Here is a 19,443-nt window from a genome sequence, read left to right as displayed (position 1 = left end):
TTTTGAGGAATGGTTTATCTAATAGTTAACAGTTATTAGTTGCTAGCTATAGATGGGATTCATGGTGCTGAATCCGTTCGATACGGTGTGACAATTAAAACCTTAAAAGAGAGCGTATGTCGCTAAACGGTTAGCTGACGTCAGAACACCAGTATTTGGTCACGACATACTCTTCGATGCCGTATTTTGAGCCTTCGCGGCCGAATCCAGACTGCTTGACACCGCCAAATGGGGCGACTTCAGTAGAAATCAGACCCGTATTATGACCAATAATGCCGTATTCAAGACCTTCAGTGACACGCCATGAACGTGCATAATTGCCACTGTAGAAATAGGCAGCCAAGCCATAAATCGTGTCGTTGGCTTGACGAATAACGTCTGCTTCATCTTTAAACGTAAAGATAGTGGCAATAGGGCCAAAGATTTCTTCGTGCGCGATATCCATCTCAGCACTGATATCGGTAATGACTGTTGGATTGTAAGTAAGCTCTGAGGCGTCATTGGTGCTGCCGCCAGCGATAAGCGTCGCGCCTTTGTCTAAAGCATCTTTAAGTAGCGCTTGCACTTTTTCTAGCGCCTTTTGATTAATCAAAGGACCAATATCCACACCTTCATCCATGCCGTTACCGACATTTAGCTCAGCGACTTTTTTCACAAACACATCTAAGAATTCATCTTTAATGCTGTCTTGCACATAGACACGGTTGGCACAAACACAAGTTTGACCAGCGTTACGATATTTAGAAGCAATTAAGCCTTCAGCTGCTTTTTCCAGATCAGCGTCATCAAAGACGATAAATGGCGCATTACCGCCCAGCTCTAATGACAGTTTTTTGATGGTTGTCGCACATTGAGCCATCAAGGTACGACCGACTTCGGTAGAGCCTGTGAATGAAAGCTTATGAATACGTGCATCGCCCGTTAGGATATCGCCGATGGTTGAGGATTTGCCCGTCACTACTTGGATAACGCCTGCTGGAATACCTGCTTGTTCAGCCAATGCAGCGAGTGCTAATGCAGAAAATGGCGTTTCAGTCGCAGGCTTAATAATCATCGTGCAGCCTGCTGCCAATGCTGGCGCGGCTTTACGGGTAATCATCGCTGCTGGGAAATTCCAAGGCGTGATCGCTGCGCAAACGCCAACGGGCTGCTTGAGTACCACATGACGTAGCTGCGCGCTATTGGCAGGGATAACATCGCCATAAACACGCTTGCCTTCTTCGGCAAACCAGCGGATAAAGCTATTGGCATAGCCCACTTCACCGCGCGACTCGTTTAGAGGTTTGCCTTGCTCAGCGGTCATAATGATAGCCAAGTCTTCTTTATTGGCATCGATGAGATCTGCCACTTTTGTAGTAGCTCAGCACGCTCTTTTGGGGTTTTGGCTGCCCAAAGGATTTGGGCTTCATGAGAGGCGGTAACCGCGTCGTTCACATCGTCGGTCGTTAGTTGGTACCGTACCGATAATATCGCCGTTGAAAGGATTGCTCACATCAATAGTCGAGTCATCACTAGCGGCATGCCAGCCATCTTTGATGAAACACTGCTGTTTAAGTAGATCTGGGTTCGATAGCTGTAGCGTAGACTGTGACAGTTGTGACATTGTGACGCTCCTTGTCAATTGAGGTTTGCAAATAGGATTCGCAGATTTATAGCGATAAGTGAATGACAATAAATAGAAGGTTATGATTTAAATAATTATTGATAACTTGTTAAGTGTTCAATATACTGAACATCTATTCTATATATGAGACATCATTATAAGAATGATAGCCAGCCATTTGCAACCCCTATTCTCATTTTAATGATGATTTATCGCGTTATTTTTATATTTTCCCAATTTTACTGACTTTTATAGGTTCCTTATGAGCTCAACTGCCGTTCCTGCCTTGGACAAAACCTTTCAGATTTTAGATTTAATTACTGATAGCTCACAGCCTTTAACCGCAGCTCATATTGCTAAAGAGCTCAATCTACCACGTAGCTCAACCCACAATATTTTGCAAAGTCTTTTGACCAAGCATGTCATCTATAAAGACAGCGATAGCCGCTTTCATTTAGGCTCTTATTTGATGTATTGGGCGGGTAAGTATGAGCAGCAGCAAGGCGTCATCCAGTTATTTAAAGACCTCATTGTCCAGTATCCGATTCTTCTTCAACATACAGTTACTTTATCTAAGCTTGATTTAGGTGAAGTGGTGTTTTTAGCCTGTCATGAAGCGCCTGCCCGCTTGGCTTTACCTTTCGCGCTGGCGTTCGCGTACCAGCGGTATTCTCTGCCACGGGCAAAGCCATGCTCTCAACCTTTTCTATGGACAGTATAAAATCTATCTATGCTACCGGTTTCCCCGCACCTATTACCCAACACGGTGTTGATAACTTTAGCGATTTGTCCACCGAGTTGACCGCCATTCAAAACAGTCGCATCTCACTCGATGATGGGCAACTGCGCGAAGGGATGTATTGTTTGGGTACTTATATTCGCAATGCATCAGGCAATGCCGTTGCGGGTATGGCGGTTAGCTTTTTGCAAGGCGAATATGAGTCCAAGCGTGCTGAGGTCAGCGCGGTATTGATTAAATTGGCGCAGCAAATTGAGCAGCGTTTGGGTTTTATCGATAATAAATAAAGTTAAAACGCTGCTAGTTTCTTGCTTACTTCAAACTCTTTCAGTTATTTTGGTGATAACTGTTAATCTTCTGAAATAAGCCCTGATAAAAATGCTTGCAAATTGTCATTGAGCTTTTGCAAGTAATAACCGCCCTCGACTAAAACAATCAGTGGTTTATTTAGCGCTTTCATCTTTTGTCCTAGTACATTAAACCCTTGCGTACTCACGGCACATCTTGCTTCTGGGTCATTTTCATAAACATCGAATCCTAAGACATGAACGATGACATCAGGGTCAAATAGCGTCATCGCTTCGATAGATTTATCAACATACTCAAAAAACCCAGCTTCATCGGCACCGTGCGGCATTGGAAAGTTAACGTTATAGCCTTCACCCACGCCTGTGCCCCTTTCAAACGCATGCCCTGTCACTGCGGGATAAAAGTTAACGGGGTCACCGTGAACCGAGGTATAAAGCACATCGCTGCGATCATAAAATATCTCTTGGATACCCTGTCCGTGATGCATGTCGGTGTCTATGATGGCGATTTTTTCGTATTTTTGCCGCAGATGCTCAGCGATGATGGCGGCGTTATTTAGATAGCAAAATCCGCCAGCGGCGCTTTTGCGAGCATGATGACCAGGCGGTCGTGAGAAGCAAAGCTGTATATGACTTTCGGCACGCTCGGTATCTGATAAATCATCGTTCAGCAATGCTTCAGCCGCGTTGAGTGCAGTCTGTGCCGACCAATAGATAGATGTCCAAGAATGCTCGCTGATAGGCGCGCTATCATCAGCTTGATACTTTGCTGCTTTTGCCATGATACCGATACCGGGATTGTCATACGGCAAAAAAATCCCCGTCTGTACCTGCGCGCCCAAGTCTTCCTCGACTGCTATCCAGTCATCATAGCCATGTTTGAGAAACTCAACGTAACCAAAATCGTGAACCGCTAATATAGGCCCAATGCCGACATCAGTAGCGGTCGTCACCTCTAACCCTAACGCTGCTGGTGCTTTTAAGAACTCAACCATACGCTCTGGTATCTCTAACGGCTCATGCATTTTTCCATAAGAAAAATATGGCAGCGGTCTATGCAGTCTCAGGTTTTCATGGCTATATATTTTCATGCTCAACATTCCTTGTTTGACACTACTCAACTTTAGATTATTTTATTAAAGAAATTCCATTTCCTAGCTTTTGTGTTTAGTTTCTATCACTGTAAATATAAGGCTGCCGACACTATTTTAAACAATCCCATCGGCTTTTAGCTTAGCGATCATCTCGCTGTCGTAGCCCAAATCAGCAAGCGTACTATCGGTATGCTCGCTCAACTTCGGTGGCGGTGACCGATAAGTGACGGGTGATGCAGATAGTTTGATTGGACTACCAAGTGCTCTTACCAGACTGCCTTGTTTGGCAAAATCAATTACCATCTCACGTGCTAACGCTTGCGGCATCGCCAATGCTTCAGCGATGTTATGAATCGCTCCGCATGGGATACCTGCTTGATCCAACACCTCTAACCAATAAGTACGTGGTTGCTCGACAAATTTCTTACTCAGCTCAGCGCACAGTAGCTCGCGATTGGCAACGCGTTGTGGATTGGTCCTAAAGTGCTCATCGGTATGCCAATCAACTGCAAGCACATCACAAAGTTTGGCAAACTGAATGTCATTCCCACAGGCTAATATAAAGTGCTGCTCACCCTGACCTGCAAACACTTGATAAGGCACGATATTAGGATGCTGATTGCCCAGTCTGGGCGGGATTTGACCTGATGCCAAATGATTCATACCAACATTAGCCAGCATGGCAAGCGCACTATCTAAAAGTGCAACGTCTACCTGTTGCCCTAACCCAGTAGTCTCACGAGCAATCAAAGCCGCTTGAATACCAATCGTCAGCTGCAATCCTGCAAACAAATCGACCACTGCGACGCCAACCTTATGCGGTTCACCATCACTTGGACCCGTGATACTCATCAAGCCTGATAGACCTTGAATAATATAGTCGTAACCGGGACGCTCGGCATCGGGTCCTGTCTGACCAAAACCCGTCAATGAGGCATAAATCAGGCGCGGATTATCTTGCTTTAGACTGTTGTAATCTAAACCGTACTTCTTAAGACCACCAACCTTAAAGTTCTCAACGACAATATCGCTATCAGCAATGAGTTGCTTGATGATGGTCTGCCCTGCATCAGTGGTGATATCGACAGTGAGGGATTTTTTATTACGATTGATGGTAGCGTAGTAAGCAGAGGTATCATCGCTGAATGTTGGCGGCGCCCAATGGCGCGTTTCATCACCAATATGCGGACGCTCAACCTTGATGACTTCAGCGCCCAAATCTGCAAGTACTTGGGTGCAAGAAGGACCTGCCAATACTCTCGATAAGTCGAGTACCTTGATACCATGCAATGCGCCTTTCGCCATATCCGTCATAATAATCCCTTATTGTGTCGCGTATTTTTGACAAAAAAATTGTTCTTCAGGATGTAATTTTTCAGTAGTTAAATCATGAAGAACAAATGAAGAACGTACGCTATTGCTAATGCTCTTTTAACAAGAAGCCAAGCAGCAACGTACGTCATAGAATACAGTTGTATGAGCTAAAAGTACTTAAAAGAACGCTTGAATCCCAGTCTGCGCACGACCTAAGATGAGCGCATGAATATCATGAGTCCCTTCATAAGTGTTAACTGCCTCTAAGTTCATCACATGACGGATAATGTGGAATTCATCAGAGATACCGTTACCGCCATGCATGTCACGCGAAATACGTGCAACATCCAGTGCTTTACCGCAGTTGTTACGCTTAATAAGTGAAATCATTTCAGGCGCAGCGTTGTCTTCATCCATCAAACGACCCACTCGTAGCGCAGCTTGTAGACCTAGCGTGATTTCAGTCTGCATATTAGCAAGCTTCAACTGTACCAGCTGCGTTGCCGCGAGCGGACGACCAAACTGCTTACGGTCTAGCGTATATTGACGTGCTGCTTTCCAGCAGAACTCAGCTGCCCCCATCGCGCCCCATGCGATACCGTAACGGGCTTTATTTAAGCAGCCAAACGGTCCTTTTAGACCTCGAATATCTGGAAAAGCATTGGCTTCAGGAACGAATACTTTATCCATCACAATCTCACCCGTGACTGATGCACGTAGTGAGAACTTGCCTTCGATTTTTGGTGCTGATAAACCTTCATGCCTTTGTCTAAAACAAAACCACGAATCTCGCCGGCATCATCTTTTGCCCAAACGACAAACACGTCAGCGATAGGACTGTTGGTGATCCACATCTTATTGCCCGTCAACTCATAACCGCCATCCACAGCGCGCGCACGAGTAGACATCGATGAAGGATCTGACCCAGAGTCTGGCTCAGTCAGACCGAAACAGCCAACATACTCACCCGAGGCCAGCTTAGGCAAATAACGCTCTCTCTGCTCTTCAGTACCGTACGCCCAAATAGGATGCATCACTAAGCTTGACTGAACACTCATCGCTGAACGGTAGCCCGAATCAACTGCTTCCACTTCCTTAGCAATCAGACCATAAGCGACACTTGATAGACCTGCACAACCATAGCCCTCAATCGTGACACCAAGCAGACCCATTTCACCCATTTGACGCATGATATTACGGTCAAAATTCTCATTGCGATTGGCTTCAACGATACCCGGCATCAGCTCTTTTTGAAAAAACTGATGGGCGCTGTCGGTGACCATGCGCTCTTCTTCAGTAAGCTGGTCACGTAGTAAAAAAGGATCTTCCAATCAAAGCGTGGGCTAGTAGATGTTGCCATGTGGAGCTCCTTGGTATCAGTCATCCTGACTGATGAATAGTGAGTGATGCATCATTTGGTCTAACAAGTCATTGACTTCGTTATTCCGCTATGCGAAACTTAGTTTCATAATTTAAAACCATTTAAACAAACTTTTGCCGCGCTGTAAACCTTTATCCAAAAAAGATGAGTATAAAATGACAAAAAATGTATCAGTAGCCATACCACTATTGAATCGCATGACGACTATGCTTGAACAAAGCAAGGAAGAGAATGATCGACAGTTCGTTACGGCACTGGGTCGCGGGCTGTCTTTACTCGCAGCATTTGAACATGATAATAGGCTCACCCATCAGCAATTGTGTCAGATGACAGATCTGCCAAAAGCGACCATCACTCGCCTTATCCATACCCTAACCACGCTTGGTTTTTACGTCTCACTGAGCACGGACAATATCAATTGGGCAGTAGTGCTGTACGTCTGAGTGCGACCGCATGGAGTCGTCACGATATGATCGCAGCGGCTGAGCCATTACTGCGGCAGTTCGCTAGCGAAAACGAAGTATCGGTGAATGTGGCAACCGAAGTCGAAGGAGAGATGCGCTATCACGCTTGTTGTCGTAGCCCTGCTCGCCTATCGGTCAATTTACAGGTTGGCTCAGCCGTCCCTGTGGCACGCACTGCCATCGGACGTGCTTTTTATGCGACAAGTACGCAAGCGAGACAGGCTGTCATCATTAAAAATCTACAAGAACAGTTATCTACCGAGGATTATGACCATGCACAAACCGCCCTAGCCAGCGCGGCAGAGCATTATGAAAAATACGGCTATACGATATCAGATGGTGAATTTTCTAACGACATACTGGCAGTCGCGGTTGGGGTATATGATGTCGCGACTGGGCAATATACGTATTCGCTCAATGCCAGTGTGCCAAGCGCTAATTGGGAAGCGGATGAGTATGCTGCGATGATAGTGCCGAAATTACAGGCGTTGGCGGAGCGGATTGGTTCGGGCGTTTAAAAGACAATAGACCATAAATCTATAGTACGAGCATCTTGCTTAATTGATGGGTTTTATTTTATGAAAAATGCTTCATTTTAACCCATCAAACCTCAGCCCAAACTTCATTAGATACTTACGCAATCTATCGCTATCATTAGGGCTTTTTAGCTTATCGCGTGAGTTGGCATACAGATAGCGCCCCGCCGCCGCTTGGTTTTTATGATTGATACAAACCTCAATCACATACGCCAGTTGCACTACATCAAATGGATCAATAGTTGTTAGCATGTCTTCATCGAGATATTGGCGTAAGATGTTATGGCTACCCTGCTCGATAGTTTCGCTATTTAAAGTAGCATCTGGACTGTTATTACTTAGGCTATTTTTATTTGCGTTATTGCCTTTATTATCATTACTCAATCTATTCGAGCCATTCAAGCTGTCAGGCAATTCCCAAAGATGTGTTAAGCGTTCAATCTCCGCTTGTACGTCATCATTGCGAATCACTTTACTTTCAGCCAGCGTGGTTAGGCGAATCATACTGGCAGTCAAATCACGAAAGTTCCCCTGCCATGTCGCATTCGCACTCATCGCAAAAGCTTCATACAGCTGTCTTGCTTCTGGCGTAAATCGATATTGCTGCTGTTGCTCGCTACCCAAGCGCGCCAGCTCGTAATCGATATTGGCAGGTAAATCTTCCAACCTATCTTTGAGTGATGGCAAAAAGAACGTCCATGTATTAAGACGCGCAAATAAATCCGCTCGAAACTCACCATTAGCGACCGCTTGCCGCAAATCTTTATTAGTGCCTGCCATTAGCTGAAACGACACGCTAATCGGTGTATCACTACCAAGCGGATAAAAGCGCTGCTCCTCCAGTGCGGTCAATAGCATCGCTTGCTCATCAAGCCCAAGCTCACCAATTTCATCTAAGAATAACAAACCACCATCAGCTGATTTTAGCAGCCCATCTCGACTCGTCGCAGCGCCCGTAAAGGCACCTTTGACATGACCGAATAATACACTCATGGCGGTGTCACCACGCAGCGTGGCGCAGTTTACCTCAACAAATTTTTCAAGCGTGTTTTTGCCTTGCGTGCTGTTAGCTTTGGCTTTTTTGAGCGCGTAGATTTGGCCTGCCAATTGAGACTTGCCCGCCCCTGTTGCGCCCATCAATAATATGGGTGCGGTTGATCGCGTTGCCACCTTTTCAATATCGGAGATGAGCTTTTGATAAGCGGCATTTTGGGTGACTAGATTGGCTTGCAAGGTTTGCCAATGTTGCTGTTTTTCTGCTTCAAAGCGTTCACGTAATCCATCATAGCGCGAGACGTCTAGATCGATTACTTGATAGCGACCTTTCGGATCAGCTTGGTCAGGTCTTGGGCAAGGAGAAGTCTGAATCAAATCTGCTGGAATAAATCCTGCTTCTACCAACAAAAACCAGCAAATCTGCGCCACGTGTGTACCCGTGGTCAGATGCAGTAAGTAATCGGTACTGTCCTGAAAATCAAACCCTGCGGCAAAGTCATATAGCTCAGCATAAACATCGGCAAAATCCCACGGACTAATCAATGCCACATGATGACCAATCACGGTAGTGTTTGGACTAACTTGTGCCACGTCATCTTTAATAATTTTAAACAGTCGCTTATCGCGCTTGCTATACAAGATATGCAGCTCATCGACCAGTAGCTCGTCATGCAAACCCAAACTGACGGTTGGACGCCAACGTTGCCAACGCTTATCATTAAAGCCATTGTCTAAGGTAGTGCCAAGGAAGCCGATGACGGCGGTTTTGTTATTTGGATCACTATTCATAATATTACTTATCACTGAGTATCATTAGCAAATAATATATTATTTTCTATCTAGTTAGATATATTTCTATATATTTTTAACTCATGATTAAATAATCTTTTCCTTTTGAAAAATATATTTAAATTAAACCTTTTATTATCAGTTACTTAAAAAGTAATTTCTAGCAGTTATAAAACTTGGCACGCCCTTAGCATTATATAAAGTAAGAATTATCTTTCATAATAAACAGACTTTGCAATGCTAAGGAAAATGCCATGCAACCAACTACTCATAATATTATTCAAGACGGTGGAACGCCGATTAGACTTTGGACTAAGGGCGTCCATGTCGACCCAAAAGCGCACGATCAGTTGATCAAAGCCTCAAAAATGCCGTTTGTTTATAAATGGCTTGCGGTGATGCCTGATGTGCATGTCGGTATTGGCGCGACTATCGGTACGGTACTGCCAACCAAAGAAGCGATTATTCCAGCAGCCGTTGGTGTCGATATCGGTTGCGGAATGATGGCCGTACAAACTACCCTAACCGCAAACGATTTGCCAGATAGCTTGCTCGGTCTGCGTACGAAGCTTGAAAAAGCCATTCCACATGGTCGTAGTAAAACGCGTGGTCGCGGGTCACGCCGTGATGTCGGCGCATGGGCAAACCCTGATGACACCGTAATGAATGGTTGGGGTACGCTGGTTGATGACTTTAACTATATAACCCAAAAGCACCCTAAACTTAAAAATACCAATAACCTTAATCATTTGGGTACGCTGGGTACGGGTAACCATTTCGTCGAGGTGTGCCTTGATGAAACCAATCAAGTTTGGATCATGCTGCACTCAGGCTCACGCGGTGTGGGTAATGCCATCGGTCGCTACTTTATTGAGCTGGCACGTGAGGACATGCGCAAGTGGTTTATCAACTTGCCTGATAAAGATTTGGCCTACTTTGCCGAGGGTACAGAGCATTTCGATGACTATTGGTTTGCGGTGGGTTGGGCGCAGCGTTTTGCCTTTAAAAACCGTGAAATCATGATGGAAAAAGCCATCAAAGCGCTACGCCACATCATACCTAAGCCGTTTGATGCTGCGGTAAAAGCGGTGAACTGTCATCATAACTATGTGGCTAAAGAAGAGCATTATGGCGAGGAAGTATTTGTGACCCGCAAAGGCGCTGTCCGTGCCCGCGTTGGTGAATACGGAATCATTCCGGGATCAATGGGTGCCAAATCATTCATCGTACGCGGTAAAGGGAACGAAGAATCGTTTTGCTCTTGCTCGCATGGTGCAGGTCGTATCATGTCACGTACCGAAGCGAAAAAGGTATTTACGGTCGCCGATCAAATCGCGCAGACTGAGGGCGTAGAATGCCGAAAGGACGCGGATGTGATTGATGAGATTCCAGCGGCTTATAAAAATATTGATGACGTGATGCAAGCACAAAGTGATTTGGTAGAAGTGGTACATACACTGCGTCAGGTGGTGTGTGTTAAAGGCTAGTTTGTTGAGGAGTAAAGCATGAATTTAGACAACATAGTTTTTGGAATTGGCTATTCTCAAGGCTTTTACTACGTTGAATTTAAAATCAATCAAACAGCTATACTTAAGTGTGAGTTTTTAGATATTTTCAAAAATATTCTAAACTTAGTTGAGATTGGTTTTGTATTACAGCAAGAGCCTTTGAAAAATGTGTACTACTTCGTAATCGATGACTACAGTCGCGAGGTTAACTTTAAAGTCTCACCAAACCCACCAATGGACTGGTTAATTTTAGGAATACCTGTGATTAATAATATGGAAAAATTTTGCTTCGATAGACTGGCTTTTTGCAAAGCTTTGAAATCAAGCATTTTAGAGTTTATGCGTGAGCAGAATATGGACTACTTAGGTAATCCCAATATACCTAAAAACCTCGATGGTTACGGTGATGAAATCTGGAAAGTTATCGGTCATGAATGGTTTTAGTAATTTTTGCAAAGGAGAACAAACTTATGAAACATGCTCAAGCTATAGAAATCATACGAAAACTCAAAGCAAAAAAAGTCAAATTTGAACATGGACTATCTGATGCAGAAGTTCAACAAATTGAAAATAAATTCAATTTAAGGTTTCCACCTGATTTACAATATTTTTTACAAAAAGAGCTGCCCATATCTAATGGTTTTGTTAACTGGCGACTAGGTTACAGTCAAAAATTGAGGCCATGGATATTCGTAAAAGATAGATTGGCCATTTAGTGGCATAGTGTTTGATATAGAGCATAATGCATTCTGGATGGAAGAATGGGGTGAAAAGTCTAATGATCTTAATGAAAATATTATGGTCGCTGAAATTTATTATGAGACTTATCCTAAAATGATACCCATTTACTCGCACCGATACATTCCTAGTGAACCACATAAAACTGGTAACCCTGTTTTTTCTATTTATCAGACAGACATCATTTACTATGGATACGATTTAGCACACTATTTTGCTCATGAATTTCGTTTTGAATTGTCAGATAAATTTCCAATAATCGATGCGCCAAATCATATTGATTTTTGGGGCGATATTGAATCCTGATTATAATAAGAGAGAACCAAAATGAAACTCGCAGAAGCCCTATTTATGCGTAGCGACATGCAAAAAATTTGGCGCAAATCATTTGCATGAGCGACTTTAATACCCCTAAACGAATATAGATACGGTAGACTAAGATGTGCGTGGCATGTGACCACAGCGCAGATTTATAAGCACTTTCACATTGAAAAACTTGATAATGACTTTTATATGAGGAAATACCCATGTTAAATATGAACGATATGTTAGGCGCCGTAACTGGTAGTGATAACGATGAAAACGGCCTATCAGCTTGATCGACAGCGCAAAAAACATCAGCAGCGAAGACATACAAAGATACCAAAGCATGTCAAAAGCTGAGCTATTAGATGAAATCAAAAACTCTGAGCACAGCGCAGCCGTCGTGACGTTTATCAAAGAGTTATTAGCGAAAAAATTCAACAGCTAAATGTTGATATCTAAAGCTAAACTTTGATAGATTGATAGATCAACAGGGCCTAAAAAATATGCGTCATACCGTATTTTTTAGGCTCTTTTATTTGATAATAATTGATAGTGAATTAAGCACACACGATAAAATAATCACATCACGCTTTACGAAAAATTAAACTTTGAGAGTGTACCAATGAGCTTTATGCCCAACCAAAGCACCAGTAATGCCAGTGCCCATACTGCGAGCACCAAGCGTGCGACCCTAAAAATAGATGGCGGCACTGGCGAAGGTGGCGGACAAATCATTCGTACCGCTCTCTCATTATCGATGCTGACAGGCATACCCATTGAAATGTTTAATATCCGCGCTGGGCGAGCCAAACCTGGGCTAATGCGTCAACACCTGATGTGCGTACAAGCGTCACAACATATATCGAACGCTAGCGTGACAGGCGCAGCGTTAGGCAGCGTATCATTTCGCTTTGTGCCGAATGCGATTCGATCAGGTGATTACCATTTTGATATTGGTTCAGCTGGCAGTACCAGTTTGGTGCTACAAACGCTACTTCCTGCTCTGCTTTTTGCCAATACAGATCAAAGTGCTTATTCAACGGTGAGTATAAAAGGCGGTACGCATAATCCATTAGCGCCAACCACGGACTTTTTACAGCAGGCATTCGTCCCTGCATTAGCGAAATTAGGCATGCACGTTGATATTGAGTGCGTGCAAGCAGGGTTTGCGCCTATTGGTGGCGGCATGATTAAAGCGACGATAACACCATTTATGCGCCGTGCGAATACGCCACCCTTACAGCTAACCAAGCGTGGAGAGCTTATCGGTATAGAGCTGGTCGCGAGCGTGCTCAATCTAGAGTACGACATTTGCAAACGTGAGCTTGCCAGCGCAAAAGCATCATTGGTCGAATCGGGAATTGATGAAACGCTGATAACCACTCATAGTCATAAATTGCAAGGCATTGGTGAAGGCAATAGCTGCTATGCACAAGTCACTCATGAGGTTTCTGACACCCAAAATCATAAAGAATATCACGCCGAGGTGTTTACTTTATTAGGAGAGAAACGCAGCTCGGCGGAAAAGATAGGTTGTCGTTTATCAGGCTTAGTCAAACGTTATGTATTTAACACCGACTCACTGGTCGATGAATACTTAACCGATCAATTACTCTTACCGTTGGCGTTAGCAGGCGGTGGCGAGTTTACCGCGCGTGTCGTTAGTAAGCACACTGAAACCCAAGCATGGCTCATTCAGCAATTTTTGCCCGTTGAGATTAAGCTAAAGTGATCGATGAGCAGAAAACTTTGGTACAAGTTGTCTGTTAAAATCACGCCACTAACAACATCAACAGTAGCACTCTGTTACCCAATTACTGCTATGCAGTGATATCATATGTGTATGATGTAGGCGATAAATCTGAGCGCTTTGTCAGTGTCTAACAATAATGGTCATAAGAGGGTCGCTTTTACCCTACTCTCTCTTTGAATCATTGTCACCTTTTTAATATTTATGTATTACTGTTGAGTGTAGCCATGCCCCAATCTCGTACCAATCTAAATCCTGAACCTAAAACCAACTCTCCGTATTTGGTCGGCTTATTGCTGCGTTATAGCACCTTTGGCGCTGCCATCTTAATATTTTTAGCAGGTCTACTATTGCTAAATTGGTGGTTAATTATTCTCGGTGGGTTTGGGGTATGCTTGGGGATTTATGACGTCATACAATCAAAGCATGCTATTTTGAAAAACTATCCCGTTGCCGGACATATTCGTTATGTACTTGAAGACTTTCGTCCTGAAATTCGACAATATTTGTTAGAAAATGACAAAGAGCAAGTACCGTTTTCACGCCAGCAGCGGGCGCTAATTTACCAACGTGCTAAGAACGTCAGCGACACCAATGCCTTTGGTACGCTAGATAATTTATACACCAATGGTAAAGAATGGTTTTTACAATCAGCCATTAGCCAGCCTTTAGACAACCAAGACTTTCGTATTATCGTTGGCGGTGAGCGTTGTCAACAGCCGCATGATATGTCGGTATTTAATATCTCGGCGATGAGCTTTGGCAGCTTATCGGCTAACGCGATTATGGCGCTCAATCAAGGCGCAAAAATGGGCGGCTTTACTCATGATACGGGTGAAGGAGCTATCAGCCTTATCATCGCAAGTTCGGTGGTGATTTGATTTGGGAGCTAGGTACAGGGTATTTTGGTTGCCGTGATGATAGTGGCAATTTTGACCCGCAGTCTTTTGCCGAAAAAGCGGTTGATCCACAAGTAAAAATGATTGAAATCAAATTATCTCAAGGGGCAAAACCTGGCAAAGGTGGCGTGCTACCCGCGGAGAAAATCACCCAAGAAATCGCTGATACCCGTCAAGTACCGACAGGTCAAGATTGTGTGTCGCCCTCGTCGCATACAGCCTTTAGTACCCCGCGAGAATTGGTGGCTTTTTGGCAACAATTGCGTGAGTTGTCAGGCGGCAAACCTGTAGGCTTCAAACTTTGTGTTGGTCAGCTTGGCAGTTTATGGCCATTGTGAAAGCCATGATCGAAACCGATAATTATCCTGATTTTATCGTCATCGATGGCGCAGAAGGCGGTACTGGCGCGGCTCCTGTCGAATTCATGGACAATGTCGGCATGCCGATGGTTGAAGGATTTTTATTAATACACAATACTTTGGTCGGCGCAGGCATTCGCGATAAAATCAAACTTGGTGTGAGCGGTAAAATCGTCTCTGGTTTCGATATTGCCGTATGATTGCCTTGGGCGCAGACTGGTGTAATTCAGCGCGCGGCTTTATGTTTGCTGTTGGCTGTATTCAATCACGTTCGTGCCATACTAACACTTGCCCGACGGGCGTTGCCACCCAAGACCCTTATCGTCAAAAAGCGCTGGATGTACCAAGCAAAGCTGAGCGTGTCGCAAGCTTCCATAAAAACACTCTGAAATCCCTAGCCAGTATCGTCGGTGCGGTCGGCTACAACACCCAAGCCAATTACAACCGTATCATATCGCGCGCCGCCTCGATGATGGACAGATAAAACTATTATCGAAGTTCTTTTATTTTACCGATAAGGGAGCGCTACTCAATAATAGCGCCCGCGCAGATGTGTTTAATCAGATGTGGGTCATGGCGAACCCAGATAGCTTTTTAGCCAATGATGACGCCTCATTGCTTATAATAAAGACTCACGGGATAAAGGTAGAGAAACACCACATCGGTGGAACAGAGCCTTGGTAACTTTGCGAGTATCACTGGCGGTGGGCAGTTAATCGGCAACGTCAACAATACTTTTCGCGAATTTCCGCCTAGCAGCGATTAAGAAATAGCGATCAAAAATCCGTGAGCTCTGACTATTTATATCTCACTCCATACTATAAAAGATATATCATTGATGCCAAATTTCGCTCTTCCCTTACCTTTAGGAGCACTCGTCCTACTCTTGCTAAGTGTCAGTGCTTGCCAACCGATAAGCACTGATACTGCTGACAACAAGACACAAAACTGGTCGTGTCAGACTCAAGATGCACCATTTTCTTATAGTGTTTGTAGCATTGACGCTCAAGCCTTGATGGATGGCCGCTATTCATTGAAATTGTTTTGGCAGCAGCCTGATAGTACGAAATCGTTGCTCACCTTTGAGACGTTATTAGCCACATTGCCCTCAAATCAAGCACTGAGCTTTGCTATGAATGCAGGTATGTACAATGAGAACTATGCACCGATTGGTTATACCATCATTGATGGTGAAGAGATCAAATCGCTAAATCTTAAAGAAGGCGGTGGCAATTTCCATTTATTGCCCAATGGTGTGCTGTGGTGGGATAAAGTTGGAAAAGTACATATCACAGAAAGTACCGCCTTAAACGAGCAGCTTAACAGCGGCGAAGCGAAGCCTTGGTATGCCACCCAATCAGGTCCTATGTTGGTTATCAATAACGAGATACATCCACAGTTTAATCCTGATAGCACCTCACTCAAGATTCGTAATGGCGCAGGTGTTTGTGATGACGGCCACATAAAATTTGTCAATAGCGATGAGCCGGTGACATTTTATCAATTTGCATCGTTATTTAAGGATGCCTTAAACTGTCCGAATGCTCTGTTTTTAGATGGCGGGATTGCGTCGGCATTATATGCGCCCAGCATTGATAAGCATGATAAAAAAGAGATGGGTGTGATGGTTGGATTGGTTAAAAATAAAGATTAGGCGATGTATTTATTTTTAAAATAGTGATAAAAATAAGATAAATTGCATTGAATAAAAAGCACTTGAGACGACTTTGTCATCCAAGTGCTTTTTTATTAATAGCAACAGTTAATGGCTAACAATAGCTAAAATTAACCGCCCAAACTCATCTTGGGACCAAACGGTTCATAATGAACGCTATCAACACCGTGATTTAGCGTCACTAGCCCATCGATCATGCTTTCCATAAATGGCATCGAGCCACAGACATAAATATCAGCAGGCTTAGGTAATTGAGCAAGCCACGCCTCATCTAATAGTTGTCCAGACTCAAAATAGAAAATATGCTTTTCTACAGTCTCAGCCTTTTCTAACAGCGTCTCCACTTCAGTATTGAAAGCGTGATGCGCATCATTTTGGCAAGCATAAACCCAGATAATAGGTCGTTTTGGATTGGCTAATACTTGTGCTTCCAACATAGATAACACAGGGGTTACCCCAACACCCGCACTCATCAATACTAGCGGAATCTCATTTTGCTGTACCAAGTCTTGATTGAGCGCAAAGTCACCTGCTGGTGCCGATAATAAAACCGTATCACCCACTTCTAATTGGTCGTGCATATAGTTTGAGACCAAACCATGATGCTCATTGCGGTTATCGCGTCTGACCGCAAACTGAATGCCTGCATCGGTACTAGCAGAGTACAAAGAGTAATGACGCAGGGCAACATGGTCACTGTCTTTTGGATCTGTCTTCACTGTGATGTACTGACCTGCGGTTAAAGTCAATTTGCTCAGGTCGATCTCTTGATGACTTTCTGCATTATCCTTGGCTGGTACAACTGTAAAGGCAGCAATATCCGTAGCAGCTGCTACCTTTTTAGTCACTACAAAAGGCGCAAAACCCTGCCACATCGCCTCCTTATACATGCCATGTTCAATCTGGATAAATACTGAGGCAATCTCATTATAAGCTTCAGTCCAAGCATCGATGATATCGTCATTGGCAGCCTCGCCCAGTACTTCCTTAATTGCACCAATTAAATGCTTACCCACGATAGGATAATGCTCAGGCAAAATTTGTAAAGCACGATGCTTGTGGCTGATTTGCGTGACCTGTGGCAATAACGTCGCCAATTTATCCAAGTGCTTAGCAGCGGCTAACACGGTCGTTGCTAGAGCCGTCTGTTGACGACCCAATTTTTGATTGGTTTCGTTAAATATGTCCAACAGCTCAGGATGCTCTTCAAACATATTTTTATAAAACACCGTGGTGATTGCCGTTCCATGCTCTTCAAGGACGGGAACAGTTGCGGTGACGATTTCTAAAGTCTTTGGTGAAGCCATACTGTCTCTCTTATTAGTACCAATTCCAAAAAGTATGAGGAGCGCTGTCAAACTCGTTTAGTCTACTGAATGTAGTACTTGCACGCGCTTTTTTGCTACTAAAATGGTTGAAAATGGCATAAGTTCATTACATTGATTGGTTGATTAACATATGAAAAATGAAGTGCTTAAATAAGTAACGACGACTGATTTTTACAAACAATTATCAAATTCTTGTCATCAAATTTTTTGCCGAACCAGTCAAAACACCTTTATAAGATTCATTTAAAATGAATGTTATCATATTTTGCTGCTTATACCAATGCCGTGTGACTGCAAAACTGATTATTTTCGACAAAAAAGCAGCCGCTATGCTGTCATAACGGCTGCTTTTATCAGAAAATATAGGGATTAACAGGTTTTTTAATTTAGGGCGTATCTTTATCCACACGTCAAAATTAACGCGCTAGATAATTGGTCATCTCTTCTACCCCATGTAAGGTCATCGGATACATTTTATTGTTAAATAGTTTCTTAATTTCAACGATGGTTTGGGTATATTGCCAGTACGCTGGATCTTCAGGGTTGAGCCAAGCGACTTTATCAAAATGCGCGAGCACCCGCTTGAGCCAAACAATACCCGCCTCATTGTTCATATATTCAACGCTGCCACCAACTGTCATCAGCTCATATGGCGACATTGACGCATCACCGACGAAGATAACGCGATATTCGCGACCGTATTTATTAAGCAGCTCATACGTTGGCATCGGCGCCCTATGGCGACGATTATTGTCCTTCCAAACATAGTCATACAAACAGTTATGAAAGTAAAAAAACTCTAAGGTTTTAAATTCATTTCTAGCCGCAGAAAACAATTTCTCAAGCGCTTCAATATGGACATCCATACTGCCGCCCACATCGAACAGCATTAGTACTTTGACACGATTACGGCGCTCAGCTTGCATATGGATATCGAGCACGCCTTTTTTTGCCGTGCGTTTAATAGTCTCATGAATGTCTAGCTCATCGGCGCTACCGGTACGGGCAAACTGGCGCAAGTTTCGTAGTGCCATTTGAATTTGACGGGTACCAAGCTGACTGTCATCATCAAGGTTGCGGTATTTACGCTGCTCCCAGACTTTAGCGGCGCTACGTTTACGTGATTCACCGCCAACGCGCACGCCTTCTGGATGGTCACCATAGGCACCAAATGGCGATGTACCGCCTGTACCAACCCACTTACTACCGCCTTGATGACGCTCTTTTTGCTCTTTGAGACGCTCTTCAAGCGCTTTCATTAGCTCCTCTAACGAGCCATATTTTTTGAGCAGTCGGCGCTGCTCTTCGGTTAGGTTTTTTGGGTCTAATTTTAAGTCAAGCCATTCTTTAGGAATGTCCGTCAATTTAGCCAATAGCTCATCCATATCTAGACTGTCGACGCCTTCAAAATAATCTGCCATTGCTCGATCGAATTTATCAAAATGGCGCTCGTCTTTGACCATACAAAGCCGAATCAGCCGGTACATATCCTCACGACTGGCAAAGGTAGACAACTCTGGATTTTCAGGATGCGGCTGCATCATCAGCCCTTGATCTAATGCGGCATTTAGGTCAAGCAGCTCACGCGTACTGACTGGCACACCATAAGTACGTAAGGTATAGAACAATTTGATAAACATAAGAGTCGCATCGCTT

17 protein-coding genes and 3 pseudogenes are annotated in these 19,443 nt (G+C 43.9%); 13 read left to right on the top strand and 7 right to left on the bottom strand.

The window, feature by feature from the left end; genetic code table 11:
* Window positions 1-130: 130 nt before the first annotated feature.
* Window positions 131-1,603, bottom strand: a pseudogene (locus TT12_RS01085) (NAD-dependent succinate-semialdehyde dehydrogenase).
* 262 nt (window positions 1,604-1,865) lie between these two features.
* Here TT12_RS01085 and TT12_RS16000 point away from each other — a divergent pair.
* Both TT12_RS16000 and TT12_RS15995 read left to right on the top strand, forming a co-directional pair.
* Window positions 1,866-2,324 (top strand): helix-turn-helix domain-containing protein, encoded by a 459-nt coding sequence (locus TT12_RS16000; RefSeq protein ID WP_045451410.1) that lies wholly within the window; start codon window positions 1,866-1,868, stop codon window positions 2,322-2,324.
* The gene (locus TT12_RS15995) at window positions 2,294-2,629 is read left to right on the top strand and encodes an IclR family transcriptional regulator domain-containing protein (protein WP_243443202.1); all 336 of its coding nucleotides are present in this window, start codon (window positions 2,294-2,296) and stop codon (window positions 2,627-2,629) included. Before TT12_RS16000 ends, TT12_RS15995 begins: the two co-directional genes overlap by 31 nt.
* Before the next feature lie 62 nt (window positions 2,630-2,691).
* On the opposite strand, the gene TT12_RS01070 is transcribed toward TT12_RS15995, so the two are convergent.
* The 3 genes and pseudogenes from TT12_RS01070 to TT12_RS01060 form a co-directional block, all read right to left on the bottom strand.
* Window positions 2,692-3,741, bottom strand: a complete 1,050-nt coding sequence (locus TT12_RS01070; RefSeq protein WP_045451406.1) for a histone deacetylase family protein — start codon at window positions 3,739-3,741, stop codon at window positions 2,692-2,694.
* Between the two features lie 117 nt (window positions 3,742-3,858).
* Window positions 3,859-5,058 (bottom strand): CaiB/BaiF CoA transferase family protein, encoded by a 1,200-nt coding sequence (locus tag TT12_RS01065; RefSeq protein ID WP_201604966.1) that lies wholly within the window; start codon window positions 5,056-5,058, stop codon window positions 3,859-3,861.
* Between the two features lie 177 nt (window positions 5,059-5,235).
* A pseudogene (locus TT12_RS01060) lies at window positions 5,236-6,389 on the bottom strand (acyl-CoA dehydrogenase).
* A gap of 205 nt (window positions 6,390-6,594) precedes the next feature.
* Here TT12_RS01060 and TT12_RS15990 point away from each other — a divergent pair.
* Both TT12_RS15990 and TT12_RS01055 read left to right on the top strand, forming a co-directional pair.
* The gene (locus TT12_RS15990; protein WP_243443201.1) at window positions 6,595-6,882 is read left to right on the top strand and encodes a helix-turn-helix domain-containing protein; all 288 of its coding nucleotides are present in this window, start codon (window positions 6,595-6,597) and stop codon (window positions 6,880-6,882) included.
* A complete protein-coding gene (locus TT12_RS01055) occupies window positions 6,858-7,421 on the top strand; it encodes an IclR family transcriptional regulator (protein WP_243443200.1) in 564 nt (187 codons plus the stop codon). Before TT12_RS15990 ends, TT12_RS01055 begins: the two co-directional genes overlap by 25 nt.
* A gap of 72 nt (window positions 7,422-7,493) precedes the next feature.
* Here TT12_RS01055 and rtcR read toward each other — a convergent pair whose 3' ends face one another.
* Entirely contained in the window at window positions 7,494-9,224 is a 1,731-nt protein-coding gene (rtcR, locus tag TT12_RS01050; RefSeq protein ID WP_045451404.1) for an RNA repair transcriptional activator RtcR, read from the bottom strand.
* Between the two features lie 254 nt (window positions 9,225-9,478).
* On the opposite strand from rtcR, the gene TT12_RS01045 reads away from it, so the two are divergent.
* The 9 genes and pseudogenes from TT12_RS01045 to TT12_RS01020 all read left to right on the top strand — a co-directional run bounded on the left by TT12_RS01045 (window position 9,479) and on the right by TT12_RS01020 (window position 16,438).
* Entirely contained in the window at window positions 9,479-10,711 is a 1,233-nt protein-coding gene (locus tag TT12_RS01045) for an RtcB family protein (RefSeq protein ID WP_045451402.1), read from the top strand.
* Between the two features lie 18 nt (window positions 10,712-10,729).
* Complete coding sequence (locus TT12_RS01040) at window positions 10,730-11,176, top strand: hypothetical protein (protein WP_045451399.1); 447 nt, start codon at window positions 10,730-10,732, stop codon at window positions 11,174-11,176.
* A 26-nt stretch (window positions 11,177-11,202) separates the two neighbouring features.
* A complete protein-coding gene (locus TT12_RS15070) occupies window positions 11,203-11,448 on the top strand; it encodes an SMI1/KNR4 family protein (RefSeq protein WP_207803943.1) in 246 nt (81 codons plus the stop codon).
* 37 nt (window positions 11,449-11,485) lie between these two features.
* Window positions 11,486-11,776, top strand: coding sequence for a hypothetical protein (locus TT12_RS15065; protein ID WP_207803942.1), 291 nt, complete (start codon window positions 11,486-11,488; stop codon window positions 11,774-11,776).
* Between the two features lie 631 nt (window positions 11,777-12,407).
* The gene (gene rtcA, locus TT12_RS01030) at window positions 12,408-13,508 is read left to right on the top strand and encodes an RNA 3'-terminal phosphate cyclase (protein WP_045451567.1); all 1,101 of its coding nucleotides are present in this window, start codon (window positions 12,408-12,410) and stop codon (window positions 13,506-13,508) included.
* A gap of 245 nt (window positions 13,509-13,753) precedes the next feature.
* Window positions 13,754-14,407 (top strand): glutamate synthase-related protein, encoded by a 654-nt coding sequence (locus TT12_RS19220; RefSeq protein ID WP_502685157.1) that lies wholly within the window; start codon window positions 13,754-13,756, stop codon window positions 14,405-14,407.
* Window positions 14,404-14,763: a glutamate synthase-related protein gene (locus tag TT12_RS19215; RefSeq protein ID WP_502685156.1), complete on the top strand. Its 360-nt coding sequence runs from the start codon at window positions 14,404-14,406 to the stop codon at window positions 14,761-14,763. Before TT12_RS19220 ends, TT12_RS19215 begins: the two co-directional genes overlap by 4 nt.
* Window positions 14,751-15,268, top strand: a pseudogene (locus TT12_RS19210) (glutamate synthase-related protein). The gene TT12_RS19215 and the pseudogene TT12_RS19210 overlap by 13 nt, the downstream one beginning before the upstream one ends.
* A 354-nt stretch (window positions 15,269-15,622) precedes the next feature.
* Window positions 15,623-16,438: a phosphodiester glycosidase family protein gene (locus tag TT12_RS01020; RefSeq protein WP_045451397.1), complete on the top strand. Its 816-nt coding sequence runs from the start codon at window positions 15,623-15,625 to the stop codon at window positions 16,436-16,438.
* Window positions 16,439-16,569: 131 nt separating this feature from the next.
* Here the strand turns inward: TT12_RS01020 and TT12_RS01015 are convergent, their stop codons facing one another.
* Window positions 16,570-17,766 carry a globin domain-containing protein gene (locus tag TT12_RS01015; protein WP_045451394.1) on the bottom strand — a complete coding sequence of 399 codons (1,197 nt, stop codon included), beginning with the start codon at window positions 17,764-17,766 and terminating at the stop codon, window positions 16,570-16,572.
* 437 nt (window positions 17,767-18,203) lie between these two features.
* Window positions 18,204-19,427, bottom strand: a complete 1,224-nt coding sequence (locus TT12_RS01010; RefSeq protein ID WP_045451392.1) for a vWA domain-containing protein — start codon at window positions 19,425-19,427, stop codon at window positions 18,204-18,206.
* Window positions 19,428-19,443 lie beyond the last annotated feature (16 nt).

The sequence above is a fragment of the Psychrobacter sp. JCM 18903 genome, assembly GCF_000586475.1.
Lineage (GTDB): Bacteria > Pseudomonadota > Gammaproteobacteria > Pseudomonadales > Moraxellaceae > Psychrobacter.
The sequence above is the reverse complement of the archived record's forward strand: the minus strand, read 5'-3'. Positions and strand labels throughout refer to the sequence as shown.

Coding starts and splice junctions, on each gene's coding strand:
- TT12_RS19220 (WP_502685157.1), top strand. CDS start 13,754: ATGCCCCAATCTCGTACCAATCTAAATCCTGAACCTAAAACCAACTCT.
- TT12_RS15070 (WP_207803943.1), top strand. CDS start 11,203: ATGAAACATGCTCAAGCTATAGAAATCATACGAAAACTCAAAGCAAAA.
- TT12_RS15990 (WP_243443201.1), top strand. CDS start 6,595: ATGACAAAAAATGTATCAGTAGCCATACCACTATTGAATCGCATGACG.
- TT12_RS01040 (WP_045451399.1), top strand. CDS start 10,730: ATGAATTTAGACAACATAGTTTTTGGAATTGGCTATTCTCAAGGCTTT.
- TT12_RS15995 (WP_243443202.1), top strand. CDS start 2,294: ATGCTCTCAACCTTTTCTATGGACAGTATAAAATCTATCTATGCTACC.
- rtcR (WP_045451404.1), bottom strand. CDS start 9,224: ATGAATAGTGATCCAAATAACAAAACCGCCGTCATCGGCTTCCTTGGC.
- TT12_RS01045 (WP_045451402.1), top strand. CDS start 9,479: ATGCAACCAACTACTCATAATATTATTCAAGACGGTGGAACGCCGATT.
- TT12_RS01070 (WP_045451406.1), bottom strand. CDS start 3,741: ATGAAAATATATAGCCATGAAAACCTGAGACTGCATAGACCGCTGCCA.
- TT12_RS01065 (WP_201604966.1), bottom strand. CDS start 5,058: ATGACGGATATGGCGAAAGGCGCATTGCATGGTATCAAGGTACTCGAC.
- TT12_RS01010 (WP_045451392.1), bottom strand. CDS start 19,427: ATGTTTATCAAATTGTTCTATACCTTACGTACTTATGGTGTGCCAGTC.
- TT12_RS15065 (WP_207803942.1), top strand. CDS start 11,486: ATGGAAGAATGGGGTGAAAAGTCTAATGATCTTAATGAAAATATTATG.
- TT12_RS16000 (WP_045451410.1), top strand. CDS start 1,866: ATGAGCTCAACTGCCGTTCCTGCCTTGGACAAAACCTTTCAGATTTTA.
- TT12_RS01015 (WP_045451394.1), bottom strand. CDS start 17,766: ATGGCTTCACCAAAGACTTTAGAAATCGTCACCGCAACTGTTCCCGTC.
- TT12_RS01020 (WP_045451397.1), top strand. CDS start 15,623: ATGCCAAATTTCGCTCTTCCCTTACCTTTAGGAGCACTCGTCCTACTC.
- rtcA (WP_045451567.1), top strand. CDS start 12,408: ATGCCCAACCAAAGCACCAGTAATGCCAGTGCCCATACTGCGAGCACC.